The sequence below is a fragment of the Chryseolinea soli genome (assembly GCF_003589925.1).
Lineage (GTDB): Bacteria > Bacteroidota > Bacteroidia > Cytophagales > Cyclobacteriaceae > Chryseolinea > Chryseolinea soli.
The window spans coordinates 3,329,637-3,351,544 of sequence record NZ_CP032382.1; the positions used below are offsets into that span (position 1 = coordinate 3,329,637).

Sequence of the window (21,908 nt, forward strand, 5' to 3'; positions counted from 1 at the left end):
GCAAACAATATACCGCCGAATGCGCCGCCGGGGGAGTGTAGGCGACCTTCTCAATTTAACAAAAAAAAAGCCTTTTTCAGTTGGCGTGGGTAAAAAACTACACGGTTCCCCAACAGGCAGTGCGGAAAAAAGGCCAAGTCAAACCAAATATTCCACAAATCCCCAGCGCCTGGCTTTGGGATTTCCAGGGTATTTGTGATACGCTTTACTTCTATTTGAGGCCAGAAGCCATTAAGAGATGAACGATTATCAATCCGTGGGAGCATGGAAAGCCCCCAGGGTAAGGCACTCCATGATCATAATTTTTCGGCTACTGTTAATGACATTGAAAAGTGCTTATCTATTTTGCCTTGAAACTTATCATGAATTAAGTTTTCTATTTCCTCGAAAAAAGCGTGTTGAACTTCTTTCGTCGCAGCAAGATGGTTGGAGAATGTGCCTAATAACTGCACGAAACTTTTCGCGCTATAGGTAATGACTACCGGAAAGCGTTTAAAATTTATTAATCGAAATAGCCTTTCATCAATAGCGTCAGCTTGGAGGTCTTTGCTTTTTGGCAATTCAGGTTTTCGATGTTTGTCCGTAAAATCATAGCGGTCGAAAATCGGTTGGGAGACCTTAAAAAAACGATCGCCACGTTCATCTGAAATATGATGGGTATGGATAATTGCCAAATGTCCCTTAGGCTTTAGCACTTCATGGGTTTTTATAAATTTTAATGAGGGATCAATCCAGTGAAAAGAAGTTGCTGCAAAAACTAAATCAAAGGATGCTGCGGGCAGTGGTATTTCTTCAAAGGCGCCTTTTATTATCTGAATGTTTTCATAGTCGCGCAGCTCATATTTTGCTATTTCCGCCAAAGCTTCACCCAATTCGATTGCCGTAATGTCAAATCCTTTTTCTGCTAGCGGCTTTGTCGCTTGCCCTGTTCCTGGGCCGATTTCGAGAAGCTTTGCACCTCCGGATATTTCTGTGGAGTCAATTAGGGCAGAAAACAAATCATCCGGGTAACGAGGTCTGGCTTCATGGTATAAAGAGGCCGCCTCATTAAAAGTATGTCTAAGGGAGTGATGGTCAGTCATAAATTTCAGGAAGGTGGGAACCGGTCTAAAAATCCCATGTGGCAATTTAATACGATGAAATGAGAAAAGTCATAAATAAAACTCCCTCCAACTAAGCTTCGGTGTGTGATGTAGCCCCAAGGTTACGGGTTAAAATGAGGTTATTGAAAACTTAAAGAAATTCAATGATTTGCAGCTTAAAACTATTTTATTAGTTTTATACCTAAATAATTAGTTATTATGACAGGCCGAACGACATTTTATCGATTTGGTAGAAACCAACATCTATTTAATATGACCAGACTCAACTTGGTTTTCGTGGGCTGCCTGTTAATTTTCTTGCCAAAACCGCTATCGGGTCAAACCAAAAAAGTCCACGAAAATCCAATTACAATTGGACAGATTATTACCCTGAAATCTGCGGTGCTAAAAGAAGAAAGGCAGATTTACGTATCCTTACCTGACGGCTACGATACGTTGACCTCCAACCTTCCTGTTATGTATGTGTTAGATGCCGAATATCGGTTCGGGATTGCTCAAAGTATCCGATCCTATTTTAATATAACCACAAAAATTCCTCAGACAATTTTAATAGGTATCGCCAACCCCACAAAAGAAACACGTCAAAGAGATTATTTGCCAAAGGCCTATGGAGGTGAAGCGGAGAAATTTTCAGAATTCTTGTCCGAAGAGGTTTTTGAATTTGTCCAACAAAAGTATAAAGCCAGTAAGAAAAGATATTTAGCCGGACACTCTCATGGAGGCGTCTTTGTGGTCTACACGCTGTTAAATAAGCCGGATTTTTTTGAAGGCTACATCGCTATAGATCCTAGTCTAAAATATATTTACAGTGAAGGCGACACACTACTGAATAGGGAGTTAAAGGATAAGAGACTGTATTTGGCTTCAAGTGATGTAGCCTATGGATATTTAGAAGATGTAGCGGCTGACATGCAGGCTGATTTTGCCGTCTTCAAAAACCGTTTATATCAAACTCGTGAAAAGAATAACCTGAGTTTTAAAATTGATCATATTGATGACGACCATGGCAATTCATACATTCACGGCTTCAGTAGAGGCCTGAGGTACATATTCAATTGGCGATTCGAATAAGAAATGGTAACGATTGTTTTCTATCTACCGTAGTTTGACAGTCGATTTACCGATATTTTCACACCCGCACTCTGGTTTTTATTTGTACCTTTGCGGCCGTTATGAAAAGAATAATCGCAGCCCGAAAACTGTTAGCTGTAGAGAAAGGGGCAACTTTACAGGAATTGAAGGCCATTTACAGGAATTTTATGAAGGAATGGCATCCGGACAAAATCCAGGATAGCCCTGCAGCCAAACAGGAAGCCGAAGAGCGAAGCGCAGCATTTATTGATGCCTACCATCTTCTGGTGAGTGTTGCCCCCGAAACACACGAGACGCAGCGCGACCAGTACGAGCAGACGATGAATACCTCACGTCTGATCGACTTCCAATATAAGGGCACAACGCTGCTCATCAACTTTGCTGACGGAAGCAGCTACGAATACTTTGGAATACCCAAAAGTGTGTACAACAACCTCATCAATTCAACCACGCCCGACCGTTTTGCGCGCAGGAATATTTACCACAGCTATGTTTATCGGAAGGCAAGCAAGGCGATGGAGGTTGCGGCGGTGTAAGCGTGAATGTAAAAAAGCCAGTAGCCTTTCGCCCTCGCTCTGACATTCACTCTGTTTTTTTCAAGACTATTTTCGAAGGCAAGTCGCTCGGTGCACGGTTTGAGTTGGAGTGTGAGCGCGAAGAAAAAAAGAGTGAACTTGTGTCATCCTCGCTTTCACACTCACCCTTATCAGAGACTTGAAGAACTTCAGCGAATTTGAAGGCCAAATAATTCAACATCATCCAAAATCCTTCACCACCTGTTGCATTTCCCAAAAGCCGACACCAGGTGACGAAGACGAATTTGTCGACATACCTCATGAGGACCAATGGATTTAAAAGAATATAAATCGATCAGCCTCATGGTTCAAGAAAGCCACGACAAAAAAAGAGAAAGTGAAAATTAAACTTTCGTTACCCTGCTCAAAACAAACTGCTTACATTGCACAATGGGTTTTACAATTGCCAGTAACCGTATTGAAAGAGTCTTGACGATCGGCTTCCTGTTGGTTTCCATTTCGTTAACAGGTCAATCCTGGGAGCTTAAGAATGAAGAAGAAGGAATAAAGGTGTACACACGCACGGTCGAAAACTCAGACATAAAAGCCGTTAAAGTAGAATGCACGATTGAAGCCACACTTTCGCAGCTGACCGCCGTGTTACTTGATATTCCTGCCAGCAGCGAGTGGATCTATGCCACGAAATTCTGTCGAGTACAAGAAAACATTTCTTCTTCGGAATTAATCTATCATTCTGAAATTGATGTACCCTGGCCGGCTAGCAACCGCGATTTTATCGTGCGCGTGAAATTTGAACAGGACAGTATCACCAAAAAGCTGACGATAGACGGAGAAAATCTACCCCATTACCTAAAGGAGCAAGAAGATGTAGTGCGCATTATGCACACCGAGAGCAACTGGACTGTAACGCCAAGGAATAAATACCTCGATATTGTCTTTACACTTCACGTGCATCCGGGTGGTTCAATTCCGGCATGGCTTATTAACCTGTTTGCCACCCGCGGTCCACTGGAGACCTTTCGTAATTTAAGAAGGCAGGTAAACAAGCCGGAATATAAAGAGGCGAGCTTCTTGTTCCTGGTGGATTAGTTCTATTGAACAGGGTAAGGCTGGCGGATGTTACGCACTTGCTGGCACGTGGATCATTGAGACAACTGTTTACGGCCCTTGTTTTCTTCGGACCGGTGACGCGGAGTTAGCGAAGCATTTTTAATGATGCTGGGGAGCAGGCGAAAGGGATCCGATTCTCCATATATTTCTTAAAAGATACTCCCGGACAAAAGTGGTCACTCCGTCCGGAGTGTTTCGACAGGATTTGTCGTAGCGGCCCGCATACTGATCGCAACGATCGTCAAGGTTGAAATGATCAACAGCATCACCGGAGGGACCACAAATATGATCCATTCCAATCCAATGTGGAAGGCAAAGTTGTTGAGCCACGACTGAACACCCAACCAAACAACAGGAAGCGCAATCGAACAGGATCCGGCCAGCAGGTAGAGCGAATCTTTGCAGAAGAGCAAGAGGATCGATGAAACAGGAGCACCCAATACTTTGCGGATCCCGATCTCACGAATACGTTGCGCAACATTGTAAATGCCGAGACCCAGCAATCCCAGGCAAGAGATGAAGATGGCAACCACCGTTAACACCGTGAAGACGTGCTCGAACTTCTGCTCCACGTTGTATTGCTCATTGAAATACTCGTCCACAAAATAATATTCAAAGGGATTGCCCGGAAAAGCGGCTGCATAGTTCTTGCGGATCTTTTCAATTGTTCCAGGAAGATCAGTGGTCGTCAAGCGAATGGAAATGCTTGGCCATTGTTCGAAGTCGCCAAAGAAATAGAAAATGGGTTCATAGTTCTTGTGCAGCGACTGCTGGTGGTAGTTCTTGACAACGCCGGCAATCTCACCCGTAAATTCATCCCAAAGGCGAAAACGTACTTTCTGATGGATGGCTTCTTGTGGATCTTTGAAGCCCAGCTTTTTACTCAGTTCTTCGTTGATGATGATCTTATTCCGTTCAGGGTGGAAGGTTCTGTCATGTGGAAGGATCAAAGTCGGAATATCCGGATAGTTGGGAAACGAAAACCGGTCATCTTCTGAGAAATCAGCTCCGGCAATCAATGGTATTTCAAAAGTCGAGAAAAACTGGTCGTCAATACTCATCTCGTAGGCGGCCACGTTTTCGCTTACAGGCGTTCCGAACGGCCGAATTTCGTTGACAAAGAGCATCATCCGGCCGGGCACGTCGAGCGACCTGCCCATCTTTATGATCTCGGGCAATTTCATCTGCTCATTCCGGAAATATTGAAAGCGCGTACCGCTCGTGGAGTCGACGGCGGAGGGGCCTTTGACCACCAGGACCTGCTCTTGAGTATACCCGAGATCCTGTGCCTGCATAAAACTGACCTGGCGGGAGATGGTGATGGTGCCGGCGATCAGGATCACAGACAAAACGTATTGAAAGCCGACGAGGCCCTTGCGCAGAAGGGCGCCGGTAGAAGACTTTACAAATTTTCCCTTCAGTACCGACAAGGGTTTAAAGGACGACAACAGCAGCGCGGGATAAACGCCAACCACCAGGATCCCGGCAATCAGCACCATCACCGGAATGATCCAAAAAGAGAATGTCGCCCATACTCCTGTGCCCGTAAGAATGGCTGAAATCGGAGAACCAGCCAGCCGTTCAAAGGCAGGGAGAAAGGCCGTCGTAAGCACTACGGTCAACAGGACGGCGAGGCAATTGATGAGCGAGGCATCGAGGAGAAATTGTGTGACGAGTTGCTTTCGCGTAGCACCGGAAACCTTTCGCATGCCTACTTCCTTGGCGCGTTCCATCGCGCGCGCAGTGGATATGTTGATATAGTTGATCCAGGCGATCGCCAGGATCATCACGCCCAGCATCCCAATGAAATAGACGGTGCGCTCGTCTCCGTTGTCTTTCATTTCGCGGTCAAAGTGCGACTTCAGGTGGATTTCGGAAATGGGCTGCAAGTGGATGGCTGTTTTATATCCCAGTCCTGCTTCCCGGGTGCGGACATATTTGTCAAGCAGCGCGGGGAATTTTGCTTCAAGGGCAGCAACATCCGTCTGCGGTTTGACCTTTATGTAGGTTAGGAATTGCGTCCACCCCCAGTCACTCACTCCAAAATCTTTGTGCGGATAGGAGGACAGTAACTCAAAATCCAGATGTGTATAAGGTGGCAAATCGGCCATTACGCCGGTGACTTTGTAATCTTCATTATTCACACGAATAGATCTTCCCAACGCGGATTCATCGCCAAAATATTTCACGGCAGCCTTTTTGGTTAAGACCAGCGATCTCGGTTCTTCAAGACTGGTGGCCGGATCGCCCTCCAGCATTTTGAAACCAAACAACGGAATGAAGGTCGGATCGGCAAAATAGAGTTTGGTTTCGTTAAACTGGATTGACTTGTGCTGATCTTCGTAGCTGACGACGGTGGCAGCAACCCAGGTAGTCGAAGGGTTGATGTGGGCGGAAATTTCTACTTCGGGATAATTTGCTTTTAAGGCCGACGCAAGCCCTGCATGGTTGGCGGCGTCGACATCGGGAATGCTGCTGCCATTGTAGTAGTACGACAACGGAACGCGATAGATCCGATCGCTGTCCGGGCTAAACCTGTCAAAACTTCGCTCGGATTGAACATAAAAGTAGATGAGCATCACGGCGGTCATTCCGATCGACAACCCGGAGATATTGATCAGTGAGAACACCTTGTGGCGGAGCACATTGCGCCAGGCGACCAGCAAGTAGGATATTAGCATAAGGTCAGGTTTGGCGAATGATATCCCAATTTCCTGCCAAAAACGAAAACCACACCTCGCACTTTAATTTGGCAGCAGACCTGCAGTGCAAATGGTCGGATCTGGGACGAACAGCCCGTCTACGGGCACTTCACTTTATCCGTGAGCGCCAGATGTTCTTTGTACTTCCTAAATAAGTGAGCAATTCGGGAGCCCGCTTCAAAACTGGGTGCCTCGGTCACCAACCGACGTACTGAAACGTTCTTTGCGCGAAGGCAATTCCACAGTATAAGTTCACTATGATCAGAAGGAAGTACCACAAAGCCATGGCGATGTTGGCAAGGGTCTTCGGAAGAAAGGTCGTTAAGAATTTATACATGATCAGTTAATAAAGAACAAGGTTTTATAAACATTAAGCGCTTTTACGAATTCATAGTCGATGATCACACAACTCAGGCAGAAGTAATTGAATACAAAAACTCTTCCCAGGTTCTTGCTAACCAATGAAGTTGGCGTATCCTTAAAAAGGAACGCCAGATAGATTCCGAAAGCTTGCAACGATCCCCAGATCAAAAAAGGTAAGGTGATTTCGTGCCATAGCGCGATGATGATCATCGTGATAATAACCCCTAACATTGGTTTCCTGAAGTAAGAAGCAAGAGGAGTATAAATATAGTCGCGGCAAAATGAGGTAAGCGACATGTGATATTTTGACCAAAACTCCTGCATATTACTGGCCAGGAACGGAAAATTGAAGTTTTCCATTACACGGAAACCAAGCAACAGTGAAATACCAATGGCGATGTCAGAGTAGCCAGCAAACTGGAAGTATGCTTTCAGTACTACGGTGATTGTCTCCAGGTATACCTTGAGCCAATGTTTGCTTTCGTCTATGTTGGAAATGAGGGTAGAAAATTTTAAGCTGAGGATGTAGCTTCCGATAATCATGATCTTCGAAAAGCCATATAAAATGCGCTGAAAGCCCAATGAGAAATATGCACTGTTTACTCGTCTTCTTTGCCAATCCCTTATGAACTCTGGATAACGATTGATTGGACCAATGATCAGCACAGGTAGAAAAAAGTTATAAGCGAGGTAGAACAGCAGACTCTCATTTTGAATCCTGCCATGGTAGCTCTCAATTGTATAATGGATGTTTCGGAAAATGTAATAGGACATCCCAAGGGGGATTATCCAATGGTCATGAATGGTAAATAGAATTTTGGCTGACACAATAAGCAACACCAAAATCCCCAAGCTGATCACAATCTTTATAGACTGTCGCAAAACCGCTTTGTGCAATAAATAGTAATTGCCGAACGTGATCGTGCCAAGAATGGCAAAAGATAAAGGTGATTGATACGCGATGAAAAGTGCAGTGATAATGATCTGGGAAAGCAATACATATTTTTTTGGCAACGTCCATGCCAATAGGATCATGGGCATTGCGAACAATATGACTTCAATGAGTAGCCTCATAACATTTTTTTGACGCAATTTCAGACACGAACCATTTTTGATATTGCATTCCACCCTTTGAGTTCAAGTGAGCGCCGTCGGTGAAAAATGAATTATCCATAACGTAGGGGAAGCGCCAATAATCAACATGATATTGAGTTTTATAGACTGTCAAGAGCTTGTTGAGCTCAGACGCTGTTTGTTGATCCATGAAATTATGGGGAAACAATTTATTCAAGGGTATGTCCAGGAGAACCACTCTTGTGTTGTTTTTCGCTAACGCATCGAATGCGGTGTTGATGACATTGTTTTGCCACATTTTTCTAACCGAAGACTTTGAATGAAGGAGTTTTTTGAACATCACACTGTCAAACTCGTGCGTGTAGTAGATATCATCGGGTTGTGGTTTTCCGTCGAAGGTATACCACTTGACGTAGTAATTATCATGTGCGGGCTCCCCAATTGCATTCCGAATAATATTCCGGACGTTCAGTAGGGCCATATTGATGGGGTCAGGCGTCAGGGCGGTCGTATCGCCATGAGTCAGATTGAAACTGAAATTTTCAACGAACAAATAATTGGGGGGATATTTGACGATATAGTCAAAAAAGTCAATGTCTTGAGCAACCGTGGGGGTAAGATAATTCAACGCCACACGAAGCACTTTCGCTTTTCTGTTTGTTAGCTTGTAAATACTGTCTTCAAGCGCGCGAGGATCCACCAGAGCGTGTTCGGTCAAAGAAGAGCCAAAGATGACGATCGATAACGCGGATGTATCGCGGGTATTTTCAATTAGTGCGCTTTCGAGATTCTTATTCGAGAGCGCTACCGTTTTGGCATAAGGTCCGTTATTCGAATAACTGTAATAAAGAAATGAAAGTACAATAGCAAGACTTGCAAGGATAGGGAAGACCCATGTTCGTAACGGAGGTGCATCGTCAGTCATCTATTGTAGCTTTTTTTGAATGACATTTCGAATAGCACGTATGGACGTCATCACCATAGCATCAGAAGTTGAAAACTTGATGTCAAATACTTGTTCGAGTCGGGTTATCAGGGCCAGATGATTCAGCGAATCCCACCCGGAAACGGTTCGTGTTGAACTCATTTCGGTGATGTCAGTGTGCTTGACCTTGAAAATAGTTGCGGCATTCTTGACTATTGTTTCCAGAACTCCTTCGCTTTTTGCAATAGGCGCGGCGTGTTTTTTAATCACGATCTTTTTTAATTCCTCTATCTGGATCTTGCCGCTGATTCCACGAGGAAATGAATCGATGACAAACATATCCTGAGGTACTTTTTCGGGTTCAAGATTTTCGCGCAAAAACTTATAGATCACCAGTTCATCTACTACGACATTGTCCTTTGGCTTTATACACGCGATCATTTTTTCCGTCAGGATAGGGTCCGTTAGCCCAATAACTTTACATTCATCTACTTCGTTAAGTTTGAGAAGGAGCTCTTCTATTTCTTCTGGTTGAACTCGGAATCCCCCGGAATTGATCATACTCTTTTTTCGGCCAACGATTTTAATAAATCCTCCCTCGTCTTCACGTGCGATATCTCCGGAATAGAGCCACCCGTCGATCAACACCTTGTTAGTAGCCTCGGGGTTATTAAAGTAACCGACCATCACGTGATCGCCTTTCAATAGAAGTTCACCTTTTTCACCTTTCTTGACTTCCTGCCCTTCTTCATTAATGATTTTGATGCTGCAGTCGGCGGGTTTACCTACTGTGCCTATCTTAAAGGTGTCTGCGCTGGGTCCGCAATAGACACTTCCCGTTACCGTTTCGGTGAGACCATAAATGTTTGCGACCTGAATCTTAAATATAGAGGAAACCGAATGCCATAATCGTTCTTCCAACAATGCTGCTACAGAGACAGCGAATTTAAAGTCAGGTGTCTTGAAACTATCCTCAAAACCTTCATGATATTTTTCAAAGAAGGCTAGTAACGTAGGCACAACGAACAGGTGTGTGACCTCATATTTGTAAATGCCATCGTAGATAAGGTCCAATCTGGAGGTGTCCAGCCTAAACGGACTTATCCATGTACCTCCGCAATAGAAAGCTAACAAAGGTCCCTGGTTGATCCCGTCCGTATGATATAAATTCAGGACGTTCAGGATCCTGACTTTGTCATCCATTCCATAAACATTCTTAAGCGTTTCCAGGTGTGAGAACAAATTCTTATGGGATATCACCACACCTTTGGGATCAGAGGTGGATCCGGACGTGTACATCATGTATGCAACACATGACGAGTCAATGAATGGTGGGTATGTTGGTGGTGTGTTTTCGAGGCCTTTCAAACAAGCTGGATATGTGCGATCAGACTGAAGATCGCTACCGTTCGTGTTCCGTGAAAAGATGCTTTTGAAAACATTCTTTTTTTCTTCGCGAATATTGTTGATCTCAACGGTATTTGTTCCCTCCATTCTCCACGCCGAAACCAGGTCATGGTCAATGAAGAATGCAACGGGACTAGCTTGGTCGATGATGGAATGTATCCTGTCAGCCTTAGCGTTGGGATCCGTTAATATGACAGTTAACCCAAACCTGTATGCAGCAATTGTAATTTCGGCAAGCGCTCTTTTGTCATTTGTCGATAATACGATCTTATCTCCTTGCTTAAGATTTAGTCGCTGAAAAATTACGCTTAGCTTGTCTACCGTAGCAAGTAGATTACCGTAGGTGACGGCCTCCCCATCGTGCAGCACGGCAAACACTTTTTTAGGATAGAGTTTTGCACGGCCCACTAACTCAACGATACTTTTCATTATATCCTTTTTCGAATTATTAAATGCCGGTCAATGCCTACCGCAAGGCTGTGCATGCCGGTGTAAAAACTTGGGAGATTTAAGTCACCGGTGTTTCCAGTGGACCGCTTAACTCGACCAAAAACCATCTGTCCCCTCTAATCAGAAAACCGAATCGCAAAAAATCAAATTACCAATAGTAGATGCGCTGAATAACAACTTAGTAAATGTAATGAATAAAATCAGCAAAGAAAACACGTGTTTCGGCAGTATAGCACGTTTACCAGCCTACCCATAAGCGCCATCTTTGGATGTTCGAAACATGCAGTGTTTAGCCGTGTGTTATTCTACACCCCATGTACACTACGAAATAATTAAGCGCTAGACCAAACGGGCTCTGCCGACAGTTGTTTCATATTTCATTAAAAATAATTATGAGCAGGCAAAAAGTGGTTTGTCACCGGAGCATTCAGAGGCATGGGCCTGAGAGCCTTTCTCTGCCAGCAGTAGCTAGTGGCGCGGGCTACTCGATTTGTGGCAGTGTTTTTTTTTATCGTCTTTTAGTTGAACGACTGTCTGAACTCCAAAGGCGAAACATTTGTCTTTATCTTGAAAAGTTTGCTGAACGATTGTGAATGTTCAAAGCCCAATTCGTAAGCAATTTCTGAAACGGAAAGATTTGTTGTTGATAGTTTTTCTTTGGCTTTTTCTATGATTGCGTTCTGAATGTATTGCTGTGTGTTCAGTCCTGTCAAAGAACGCAGCATATCGCTTAGATAGCGTTGTGATAGCTTTAATTCTGTACTGACGTATTTCACGGACGGCAAGCCGTTTTTCAAACTGGTTTCTTCTTCAAAATAGTTGTTTAAAAGTTTGTCCAAAGAAGTTATGATGTCGTGGTTGATCGCTTTCCTCGTAATAAATTGTCTGTTGTAAAAACGATTGCTGTAATTCAATAACAATTCAATTTGCGACACCAAAACATCCTGGCTGAAACCGTCAATATTGTTATCTAATTCATTGGCTATTGAAGCAAATAAATTGGCGATAATTTCTTTTTCTTTCGCCGATAAAAACAGGGCTTCTGAAACACCGTAAGAGAAAAAGCCATATTGATTTATTGTTTTTCCTAATGGATAATTTCGGATAAAGTCCGAATGGAAATATAAAGCAATACCCTCATAGCTTTCTATGTCTACGGGTGAAAAAACGATTTGTTTAGGCTTCAAAAATGCTAATCCGCCTTCTTCAAAATCGTAATATCCTTGTCCGTATTTTATTTGTCCTGTGAATGTAGGCTTAAAGGAAATTTTGTAAAAATCAAGACTTATCTTTTGCCCTTTTGGAAACATCTCAATCGAAACATTATTATAATCAACCAATGCGATCAAGGGGTGCAATGGTGCAGAACCTCCCAAGATACGCACAAGTTGCGATATGCTTTCAATGTGATTTATGTTAGATTGTTGTTGCATTTTTTGTTTGCGAATTTAATCAATTTTGTTTTGACGGACGAATAACAATGTCGCCAATTTCAACATCGTTAGGTTGGCTTATTGCATAAATTACAGCGTTAGCAATGGCTAAGGGATCTATGGCAATTTGTTCCATTCCTTTTTGAATAGTTGTTTTTATTTCTTCGTTTTTTATGTTGTTCGCAAAATCTGTTTTCACAAATCCTGGCGAAATGCCTGTAATGCGAATGTTTCCGTTTGACTCTTGACGAAACGCTTCTGCAATAGTGCGAATGGCATTTTTAGTTCCTGCATAAACGCCTTGCATTGGCACAATCTTTATTCCTGCCGTTGAAATGATATTGATGATATGTCCCGATTGTTGTTGTTTAAAAACGTGAACTGCAGCCGCCATCCCATACAAAACACCTTTGAGGTTAATGTCAATCATTTCTTCCCAACCGTCAATATCCAATTCGTCAATACGGCTTAATTGACTGACACCCGCGTTGTTTACAATGACATCTAATTTTCCGTATCGCTCAACGGCTGTATTTACCAACCGAACTAGATCGGCTTTATTCTTCACATCAATTTTAGTAAAAGTGGCTTCGCCACCTTTACCTTTTATTTCTTCAACAAGTTGTTGCAATCGTTCTGTTCGTCTTGCACCCAAAACAACCTTTGCACCGTTTTTTGCTAATTCTATTGCAATGGCTTTACCCATTCCACTACTTGCACCAGTAATAGCAACTACTTTTCCTTTAATATTTTGCATTGCTGTTAGTTTTCATTTGTCTATTTGTTTTTCTAAAAATTCGGGATAGCGGTCGCCTACAAGTGTAATTCCATCTACTGTTGTGTTGATTTTTTTAAGTTCATTGGCTGTTAGTACAATATTCGTACTGCCAATGTTTTCGTCTAAACGATGCAATTTTGTCGTCCCTGGTATTGGTGCTATCCAAGGCTTTTGAGCCAAGAGCCAAGCCAATGCTAATTGTCCAGTCGTAACATTTTTTTGTTTAGCAATCTCAGAAAGTGCTTCCACTAAAACCAGATTGGCCTTTATATTTTCTTCGCTGAAACGAGGAATAATATTTCTACGGTCTATATCCTCTAATTTTTTGTTTATTATACCTGTGAGGAAGCCTTTGCCCAAAGGACTGAACGGAACGAAACCAATTCCTAACTCTTCTAAAGTTGGTATGATTTCATTTTCTGGCTCACGCCAAAACAAAGAGTATTCGCTTTGTAATGCTGATACAGGTTGAATTGAATGTGCTTTTCGAATAGTTTTAGCACTTGCTTCCGATAAACCGAAATATTTTACTTTACCCTCTTGTATCAGGTCTTTTACAGTTCCTGCAACATCTTCTATCGGAACATTAGGGTCAACTCTGTGCTGGTAAAGCAAATCAATGTAATCTGTTTTTAATCTTTTTAGCGATGCTTCGGTTACTGCTTTTATAGTTTCGGGTCTGCTGTCTAAACCTACTGCTGGTTTAGCATCTTTACAACCAAATTTTGTGGCGATTACCACATCTTTTCTATAAGGCTGTAATGCCTCGCCAACAATTTCTTCGTTGGTGTAAGGTCCGTAAGCTTCCGCGGTATCAAAAAATGTAATACCTCTTTCAACTGCATTGTGGAGTAGAGTTAGGGCCTCCTTTTTCTCAAGTCCTTTTCCGTCCAAAAAGTTTAAACCCATACAGCCAAAGCCTAATGCGGAAACTTCTAATCCGCTATTTCCTAATTTTCTCTTTTGCATAATTTTTTTTTAAATTAAATTTCGAGTACAAAATTCTTGATTGTCGTTCTATAAAAAGTAGTCCAATTGGTAATTGTTGTAGTCGAATTTTCAAACGGTTTTAAACACTATAAATTAGTCCGCTACCTTTATCTAACGATTTGATGGTTTCCATATCATCAGCAGACAACTCATAGTCAAATACATTGAAATTTTCATTCATCCTTTTCACATTTTCTGATTTCGGAATAACAACTACTTCTCTTTGAATTAACCATCGTAGAACCACTTGGGCAATACTCTTATGATACTTGCTTGAAAGCACTTTTAAAAGTTCATTATTAAAAAGATTATTTTTACCCTGGACAAAGGGTGCCCAAGACTCCAACTGTATGCCTTGAGATTTCAGAGCTTTCTGCATTTCTGTTTTTTGGGAAAATGGATGTGTTTCCACTTGATTGACTGCTGGTATCACACTATGCTGTTTATGTAAGTTCTGAATCTGAGTGATATGAAAATTACTTACGCCTATCGCCCTTACTTTACCTTCCCGGTAAAATTCTTCCATTGCTCTCCAGGAAGAATTTACGTCTCCTTGCGGGATATGAATCAAGTATAAATCGATATAGTCAAGACCCAATTTGTTTAGTGATGTTTCAAAGGCACGCTTTGCTTTTTCATACCCGATATCCGCTGGCAAAAATTTCGTGGTCACAAAAATTTCTTCTCGTTTGACATTACTTTTTTTAATAGCGCTGCCCACCGATTCCTCATTTTGGTATGCTGCAGCTGTGTCTATCAGTCTGTAACCAATATTTAAAGCATTTAGTACGGCCTGTTCACACGCTAAACCGCCTTGAAGCAAGTAAGTGCCAAAACCAAGCAGCGGCATCTTTACTCCATTGTTTAATGTTGCATTTTCCATTTTACACTAACTTAAATTTCAAGCGCTAAATTCTTAATCGTCATCCGATGAAATGTGTCTGAATTGGTATTTGTTGTAGTCAAAATTATATAGGGTGAGCTTGGCTCTCGATTTGTCTTGTCAGTTGGGTGGCGCGCTGCCATTGCCACTAACGTCCGGTTGTGAGTTGTTGCTTTGGCCCAGTAGCGATTTCTCTATGCATTGATGTTTTTAAATGCTGCGTTAAAGTATCACTCGTGGAAGTAGATGTTTAATGCCCGGACTTGATAAAATAAAAAAGGCCCGCCAGCGCAAAAGCTCCGGCGAGCGCAGTAGCCCCGACAGGAATCGAACCTGCATCAAAAGTTTAGGAAACTCCTATTCTATCCATTGAACTACGGGGCCGGGAAAAAGAACGGTCGCAAAGATATAAATATTGAGGGTATCAAAAAGGCGCTTTTTGAGCCATTTTCGGGTGATTGCGGGTGATTTTTAGCTTTCAGGGAATCCGATTCCGAAAATAGGAGTATCCAGGCGCAGGAGCAAGGTACCCTACCTCCCACAGGGGAGATTTGCATTCACATTTTGGTAATCGCTTTCCGTACGGGAGATTTGAAGCTTGTCCTTAATTTTATCCGCAACAAAGAGGCATGAGCCTTCATATTTTCGGCGCATCAGGCTCGGGAGTAACAACCGTTGGGCAGGCACACGCTGATTTGCAAAAAGCTGGCTGAGATAAACCCTGCGCGGTTCAATAACATATCGAACTGCGCGGGGATGAATGATTGAATGATTTGTTCGTGTCTACAATTTCACCGGCTCCCGGTGCCCCACCCATGTAAACCGCTTCGTCACATAGTCAGGGTTAGTGAACGACGCATTGCCCGCAGGATTACCACCCGTAACATGGAAATCCGAGAAAGCCGCATTCTGATTCATATAAATACCCCCCGTAAGATTGAACGACACCGGCGTAGCTGCCAGCGACATTTCATCGGCGATCTTTTCGCGCACCACCGCATCCGTTGTGTAAGCGCCACAGGAAATGGCCCCATGGCGGAGGGCCATCTCCTGGGCCAGGGCGATGGACTGATTCGTGTCTTTGGTTTTGATCAGCAGCACGATGGGGCCAAACAGTTCCTTGCTGAAAATATCTTTCTTGCCTGCGTCCACTTCCACTACCACGGGCGTGGCCACGCGGGCATTTTTGAACATGGGATTTTCGAACGACCGCGACTTGAGCCACACTTTGCCGGGCAGCTTCTCGGCTTCCAACACGCGCTCGCTGGTCTTCTGATTTTGCACGGCACCCAGCACATAAGGTCCTGCTTTTGGATTGTCGACAAGGCTTGAAATGTTGTCTGCAAATTTTTGGGCGAAGTCGTCGAAGCTTAAGGTTCCGGATGGGGTTTTGATGCCGGCCGCGGGGATATAAAAATTCTGCGGGGCGGTGCACATCTGGCCGCTGTAGAGATTGACGGAGAACGCCAGGTTGGCGGCCACTTTATCGGCATCGTCCACCGAATCGAGGATCACGGAATTGACGCCGGTCTTTTCGGTGAACACGGTCTTGCCTTGCAGTGTTTCCAGGTAGCTGCCGAACACGGAGTTGCCCGTGAAATCGATCAGCTTCACCGAGGGATGTTCGGCCAGCACTTTGGCGATGGGTTGTTCGATGGTGTCCACAGCCAGTTGGCAAATGTTGGGGTCGAGGTTGTTTGCCTTGAGCACGTGCTGGATCTCCGAAACAAAAATGGCGATGGGCAACACGGCGCCGGGGTGTGGCTTCACAATGACCGGGTTACCGGTGATGAGACTTCCATAAATGCCCGTCACAGAATTCCACGTGGGGAACGTAGAGCAACCGATCACTACGGAAATACCTTTCGGCACGGCCCGCCATTCTTTATTCAGTTGGATATTAAATTTCCCCATGGGCTTATCCCACAACGCCGCGGAGGGATAGCGTTGCAATTCCTCATAGCCTGCAGCGATAGCTTCCAATGCGCGGTCAGCAGCATGCGGACCCGACGCTTGAAAAGCCATCATGTAGCCTTGACCGGTGGTGTGCATGGTGGCGTAGGCGATCTCAAAGAAGCGCTCTTTGATCCGCGCCAGCGACTCCAGCAAAATTCCCGTGCGATCTGTTACACTCACTTTGCGCCAAACATGAAAGGCGGCCGTGGCGCGCTCTACCAACACGTCGGGAGTGAAGACCGGATAAGTGATGCCTAGTGCATCTTGTGTATAGGGTGACTCTTCACGACCGATCCATCCGGTAGGATTAGGTTGGAGCAACTCATCAAACTTTTTACCGAGGGCGTTCTGAAATTTTTCCTTGCCGTTGCTGTCGGCCGATTCGCCATACACGGCAGGGGCCGGGGCTTCGGGAAAGGCGGCGTAGAAGGTGCGTGCGTGCAAGGCGTCGATGGCTTGCTCCAGCAGAGGTTTGTGTTTTTCAAAAAGGCTCATGATAAAAAGGGTTGTGTTAAAAACAAATCCTAAGTCAATCCAAACGCAGCAAGGGCTTACGGTTGCTGTGCGCCGAAAACTTTTTTCAGCAGGTCCGTTGTACGGGCCACGGGGTCCTGGCGGATATTTTTTTCTTCTTTCGCGATCATGGTGAACAAACCTTCGATGGCGCGATCGGTAGCATAGTCGTCCAGGTTGGGGTTCACGTCGTCGGTGAAAGGAATTTTGTTGTACTGCGTTACGATGTCGCCGTAGTATTTAGTGGCGTTCACTTTGTTGAGTGAATTTTGAATGACGGGTTTGAATTTTTCTTTCAGCTGCGCCGACGTCGTGCGTTTCAGATATTGGGTAGCGGCATCGGGTTGTCCCCTCAGAATGCCCCACGCGTCTTGAATGGTCATCGATTTGATGGCGGTGATAAAGATGGGCTTGGCTTCTTTGGCAGCGTCTTCGGCCCCGCGGTTCAGGGTGAGCACAAATTTATCTACTTCATTGCCCAACCCTACCTGGCGAAGTTTGTCTTCTACTTTCTTTACTTCCGGGGGGAACGGGATTTTTATTTCAGGATTTTTAAAGTAGCCATCCAACTGCGACACGAGATCCGAGCCGTTGCTGATCCCTTTGATCAGGGCTTCTTTCAAACCGTCGGCTACTTCGGCCGTGGTGAGCGCCTGTTGCTGCGAGCCCGCCACTTTGTTCACTTCGCTCAATGCGCTGTTGATCTGTGCTGATGTACATCCGAGACACATGCCGATACATACTACGAAAACCACTCTTTTCATTCTTCTGGAGTTTAAAAAAAATTAAATGCTTAGTAAAGAATACAAACGACAACCGTGCCGGTATTTTTCAGATCACGGGAGACCGGCACATCGCCTCCCGTCGTCCTCGTGCAAGGTAGAAAAGTCCTTTGCTAATCGGCAATAGGGCCTGTCGCCTAAAACGCAACGAAGTGATTTACAACGACTAATTTAGGTAACCAGGTTTTGCGCCGATAGCTCCGCAACAGACCGGCAACCCGATAGCCCCAGCGTCAGATCGAAGTCGGCCATGAAATTGTTCAGCACCTCCGTCACGCCTTCCTCGCCAGCCAGCGCCAGGCCATAAACATAGGGCCGGCCGATGCAAACCGCCGTGGCTCCCAGGGCCAGCGCCTTGAATGCATCGGCGCCACCGCGGATGCCGCTGTCGAGCAGGATGGGAATTTTTTTGTTGACCACGGCCGCGATCGCCGGCAAGGCCTGCAGTGTTCCGATGGCGCCATCTACCTGGCGTCCGCCGTGGTTGGAGATCAGGATGCCGTCCATGCCGTGATCGATGGCTTTCAGGGCATCGTCGGGATGGAGAATGCCTTTCAGTACGATCGGGAGTTTTGTGCAGGAGCGAAGAAAGGCCAGGTCTTCCCAGGTGGTACACGGGTTGGAATAGGTTGAGACAAACGTGCGCACGGCCTTCACCGGTTTGCCGGACAAGAGCTTTTTGAGAAAGCCGCTTCCGGGATAGTGGTTCACCATCGAGACCAAACCCTGCAGCGTTCGAAGCGTGACGTGCCGTTTCATGTCGGGCGCATCGTCGGGCAGGTCCAGCATTTTTTGAAAGACAGGATCGCTGGTGTATTGGGCAATGCCTTTGCCTTCCAGAAAGGGGAGATAGGCCAGCTCCAGGTCGCGCGTGCGCCAACCCAGAAGGGTTGTGTCTAGCGTGACCACAATGGCGGAACAGCCACACTGTTCGGCGCGTCGCACAAAACTGGCGACAAGTTCATTCGACTTACTCCAGTAAAGCTGAAACCAACGGGGTGACTGGTGCATGACTTCGGCGCAGGCCTCCATAGGCCGCGAGGCCTGATTGGAGAAAATGTAAGGCACACCAAACTGCGCGGCTACCCGGGCCACCGCGACGTCGGCTTCTTTGTGCACCATTTCCAAGACGCCGATGGGAGAGAGCAGAAAAGGGGTCGGAAGTTTCCGGCCGAAGAGTGTGATGGAGGTGTCGCGCTCACCCACATCGCGCAACATGCGCGGCACAATCTTGTATTTCTCAAAAGCGTCGCGGTTGTTGCGCATCGTGCTTTCCCGGCCTGCGCCCCCGGCCACGTAGGCAAACGCTTCGGGGCGCATCACGCCGGCAGCGGCCTCTTCCAGTCGCGCAAAATCAATGTTCACTTTGGGGCTTATCCCGGCAAAGCCTTTCAGATAAATTTCTTTTTGCCACATAGCATCAGCGGATGTGAGCAGGGAAGATAACATTTATTGGCCGCACTTCGACAACGGCTGGGCCAATTCTAAAAGATGGATCGGGAGAAAAAATGTTATCGCATGAGTCTGTACGAAAGACCAACACTGACGCCCGGCCGGTACTGTTTCAGCGTGAAAGGAACATGAAGCGTCTCATTCACCAGCCAAGTGCGCGTAACCGAAGGCTGCACGATGAACGTAAGGCGACCATTCAGCGCCAGCTCGGCACGATACAATATCTGGTAGTTCAAATAGCTGGACGAAGAGTTGTCATAGGGCTCACTGGACGAAGCATGGGCCAGCCCCTTTTGATATTGAAGACCCAGTCCGATCTTATGCGAAAGCCGGTTTTCCGTCAGTGTATACAAAACGCCGGCCTGTGCGCCGATGTTCAGCATGCTGTAGGAAACCGAACGCTCTGCCGTGGTGGGTTTGACGGTATAGGAAAGATCGTCCCCACCATTTTCGATCACAAAGCTGCCCGAGCTTTGATAGGTGTATTGCAGGGTTTGCGACTGGTGATAGACCGACAAGCCTGCGAAGTACTCAAACTTCTTCGACAACCGACCCTGCACGCCAGCCTCCAACCCAATTCCAAGCCGGTCGCCCGAAAGGATGGAAGGCTTGTTGAATTTCTGAATGATCACCCCGTCGCGAGCCGAGGGCGTGGCGGTTTGAAAGGAGAGGGTAGGACTGAACAACGCATAAAATGAAATGCCTGCCCGTTTCTTTTTGGGGCGGTTATAGGGGACCGTTTGCCCATCCGTCACGGCCGAGTCTGCAGGGGACAGATTAATCAAAACCCCGTTCAGTTGGGATGAGTCGCTAGCGTGTTTGATGTATGAACCTTGTGTTGATAGGTTCGCTGCGGATGAAGTTCCATCTGCTGGTTTGATCGCCTGCTGCGCGTTGTATGATAAGTTGTTCAGTGGGGATTCCTGTTTCGCAGATCCCTGGGATCCATCGGCGACCGCATCAAGCGCATTTGACTCCGTTGTTGACTGGGTCGTTACCGATGTAGTTCCATCTGCCGGTCTGATCGCCTGCGAAGTGTGGGATGATAAGTTGTTAGGTGAAGATTGCTGTTTCGCTGATCCCTGGGATCTATCGACAGCCGCATCAAGCGCTTTTGATTCCGCGTACGGAGTGCTTTGATCCGGTTGTAAATGGGAATGACGATTCTCGTTCGATGTCGGGAAGATGGATGAAGCGGGCGATGAGGCTGAGACCTGACTTTCCATGGAATGTGCCCCGGTTTGTGAATCGACATCAGATGCCAGATCATGTGCCGATCCTGAAGGTTGATTCAAGGAACTTGCATCGCTTGCATCCGAATTTAAACCTGAACCTGCACCAGACAAAGATGACCCCGAGCCTTGACTTGACCCGGTGCTTTTTTTGTTCGTGAATGCATCTGCCGCAAGTTCCTGTTCGCCTGTTAGTAGCAAAGCATCTTTTGCGTCTGTATTCTCCGGATGAATTTGCGAATCGGTTGCACGATCGGGCGCGACGTCGTCAACGGATGCTGACTTTGGTTGAACGATGGCCAGGGTATTCCCTCCAACCTCCGGTGCCGAACTATACCCCAAAGCCCATCCCAAAGCCGCCACCACAACGACCCCGGCAAATTGATTCATCCACGGTGCCCATACCGGTTTGCTGGACGGCAGGCCGGCGGCGATCTTTTGCCAGAGGTCGTCGTCGGGTTGTTCCGTGTAGTTGTTCAGGCGGTTTTCCAGCGCCTTGAACGCTTCGTGTTCAGGCAAGTTTTTCATAGTAATGTGTCAGGTTCTGACATTTTAATTTTTTTTTCAACAGCTGCTTCGCGTGGTGAAACTGCGAGCGCGAAGTGCCCTCTGTGACGTGCAGCATTTCCGCGATCTCGGCATGACTGTAGCCTTCAACGGCAAACAAGTTGAACACCACCCGGCAGCCGTCGGGCAATTCGTTGATGAGCGTGAGCAGGTATTCGTCCGAAAAATTTTGGATGTCGGTATACAGCTCTGCGCCATCCTGGTTTTCGTTTTCTGTTGCGGGTGCAAAGATCATATCGTGCTTCTTGGTGCGGTGATATTGATTGATGGCCGTGTGCACCACAGTGGCCTTCATCCACGCTTCCAGTTTTTCGGGTGATGCCAATTGGTTCAGGTTGGTGAAGATCTTCACAAAGGAATCCTGTAACACGTCCTGTGCTTGTTCGCGGTCGCGCGTATAGCGGCGGCACAAACCCATCAGCTTGCCTTTGAAAAGATCGTATAACATGCGCTGCGCTTTGGGCTCGCCCCGCTTACAGCGTTCGAATAAATCGTAGTGGCGGCTCATGCGGTAACGGTAAAAGCCTTCCCTTGCGGGAAGGCCTGTGAGGAGTATTTTT

Annotated in this window: 17 protein-coding genes and 1 tRNA gene; 3 read left to right on the plus strand and 15 right to left on the minus strand. The window is 45.8% G+C overall.

From position 1 onward, the window contains the following. Positions 1–296: 296 nt before the first annotated feature. The gene (locus D4L85_RS14355) at positions 297–1,082 is read right to left on the minus strand and encodes a class I SAM-dependent methyltransferase (RefSeq protein ID WP_119754942.1); all 786 of its coding nucleotides are present in this window, start codon (positions 1,080–1,082) and stop codon (positions 297–299) included. A gap of 273 nt (positions 1,083–1,355) precedes the next feature. Here D4L85_RS14355 and D4L85_RS14360 point away from each other — a divergent pair, with 273 nt between their 5' ends. The 3 genes from D4L85_RS14360 to D4L85_RS14375 all read left to right on the plus strand — a co-directional run bounded on the left by D4L85_RS14360 (position 1,356) and on the right by D4L85_RS14375 (position 3,820). Continuing rightward, positions 1,356–2,174 (plus strand): alpha/beta hydrolase, encoded by an 819-nt coding sequence (locus D4L85_RS14360; protein WP_160143733.1) that lies wholly within the window; start codon positions 1,356–1,358, stop codon positions 2,172–2,174. Positions 2,175–2,275: 101 nt separating this feature from the next. Next, a complete protein-coding gene (locus tag D4L85_RS14365) occupies positions 2,276–2,731 on the plus strand; it encodes a KTSC domain-containing protein (protein WP_119754944.1) in 456 nt (151 codons plus the stop codon). Between the two features lie 429 nt (positions 2,732–3,160). Then, a complete protein-coding gene (locus D4L85_RS14375; protein WP_119754946.1) occupies positions 3,161–3,820 on the plus strand; it encodes an START domain-containing protein in 660 nt (219 codons plus the stop codon). Positions 3,821–4,017: 197 nt separating this feature from the next. Here D4L85_RS14375 and D4L85_RS14380 read toward each other — a convergent pair whose 3' ends face one another. The 14 genes from D4L85_RS14380 to D4L85_RS14445 all read right to left on the minus strand — a co-directional run bounded on the left by D4L85_RS14380 (position 4,018) and on the right by D4L85_RS14445 (position 21,856). Continuing rightward, entirely contained in the window at positions 4,018–6,522 is a 2,505-nt protein-coding gene (locus D4L85_RS14380) for an ABC transporter permease (protein WP_119754947.1), read from the minus strand. A 360-nt stretch (positions 6,523–6,882) separates the two neighbouring features. Continuing rightward, positions 6,883–7,980, minus strand: a complete 1,098-nt coding sequence (locus tag D4L85_RS14385; RefSeq protein WP_119754948.1) for an MBOAT family O-acyltransferase — start codon at positions 7,978–7,980, stop codon at positions 6,883–6,885. Continuing rightward, the gene (locus D4L85_RS14390) at positions 7,964–8,905 is read right to left on the minus strand and encodes a hypothetical protein (protein ID WP_119754949.1); all 942 of its coding nucleotides are present in this window, start codon (positions 8,903–8,905) and stop codon (positions 7,964–7,966) included. Before D4L85_RS14390 ends, D4L85_RS14385 begins: the two co-directional genes overlap by 17 nt. After that, positions 8,906–10,741: an AMP-binding protein gene (locus D4L85_RS14395; RefSeq protein ID WP_119754950.1), complete on the minus strand. Its 1,836-nt coding sequence runs from the start codon at positions 10,739–10,741 to the stop codon at positions 8,906–8,908. Positions 10,742–11,280: 539 nt separating this feature from the next. Beyond that, positions 11,281–12,195 (minus strand): helix-turn-helix domain-containing protein, encoded by a 915-nt coding sequence (locus D4L85_RS14400; RefSeq protein ID WP_119754951.1) that lies wholly within the window; start codon positions 12,193–12,195, stop codon positions 11,281–11,283. Between the two features lie 19 nt (positions 12,196–12,214). Beyond that, entirely contained in the window at positions 12,215–12,952 is a 738-nt protein-coding gene (locus D4L85_RS14405; RefSeq protein ID WP_119754952.1) for an SDR family oxidoreductase, read from the minus strand. Between the two features lie 12 nt (positions 12,953–12,964). Then, entirely contained in the window at positions 12,965–13,942 is a 978-nt protein-coding gene (locus D4L85_RS14410) for an aldo/keto reductase (RefSeq protein WP_119754953.1), read from the minus strand. Between the two features lie 100 nt (positions 13,943–14,042). Then, a complete protein-coding gene (locus D4L85_RS14415) occupies positions 14,043–14,846 on the minus strand; it encodes an aldo/keto reductase (protein ID WP_119754954.1) in 804 nt (267 codons plus the stop codon). A gap of 312 nt (positions 14,847–15,158) precedes the next feature. Further along, positions 15,159–15,230, minus strand: a tRNA-Arg gene (locus tag D4L85_RS14420). A gap of 399 nt (positions 15,231–15,629) precedes the next feature. Then, positions 15,630–17,297 (minus strand): phenylacetic acid degradation protein PaaN, encoded by a 1,668-nt coding sequence (paaN, locus tag D4L85_RS14425; RefSeq protein WP_119754955.1) that lies wholly within the window; start codon positions 17,295–17,297, stop codon positions 15,630–15,632. Positions 17,298–17,353: 56 nt separating this feature from the next. Then, a complete protein-coding gene (locus tag D4L85_RS14430) occupies positions 17,354–18,079 on the minus strand; it encodes a DUF4197 domain-containing protein (RefSeq protein WP_119754956.1) in 726 nt (241 codons plus the stop codon). A 189-nt stretch (positions 18,080–18,268) separates the two neighbouring features. Further along, entirely contained in the window at positions 18,269–19,513 is a 1,245-nt protein-coding gene (locus tag D4L85_RS14435; RefSeq protein WP_228450898.1) for a lactate 2-monooxygenase, read from the minus strand. A gap of 95 nt (positions 19,514–19,608) precedes the next feature. Next, on the minus strand, positions 19,609–21,309 hold the full coding sequence (locus tag D4L85_RS14440) for a hypothetical protein (RefSeq protein ID WP_119754958.1): 1,701 nt from the start codon (positions 21,307–21,309) through the stop codon (positions 19,609–19,611). Then, complete coding sequence (locus D4L85_RS14445; protein ID WP_119754959.1) at positions 21,293–21,856, minus strand: RNA polymerase sigma factor; 564 nt, start codon at positions 21,854–21,856, stop codon at positions 21,293–21,295. Before D4L85_RS14445 ends, D4L85_RS14440 begins: the two co-directional genes overlap by 17 nt. Between the last annotated feature and the right edge of the window lie 52 nt (positions 21,857–21,908).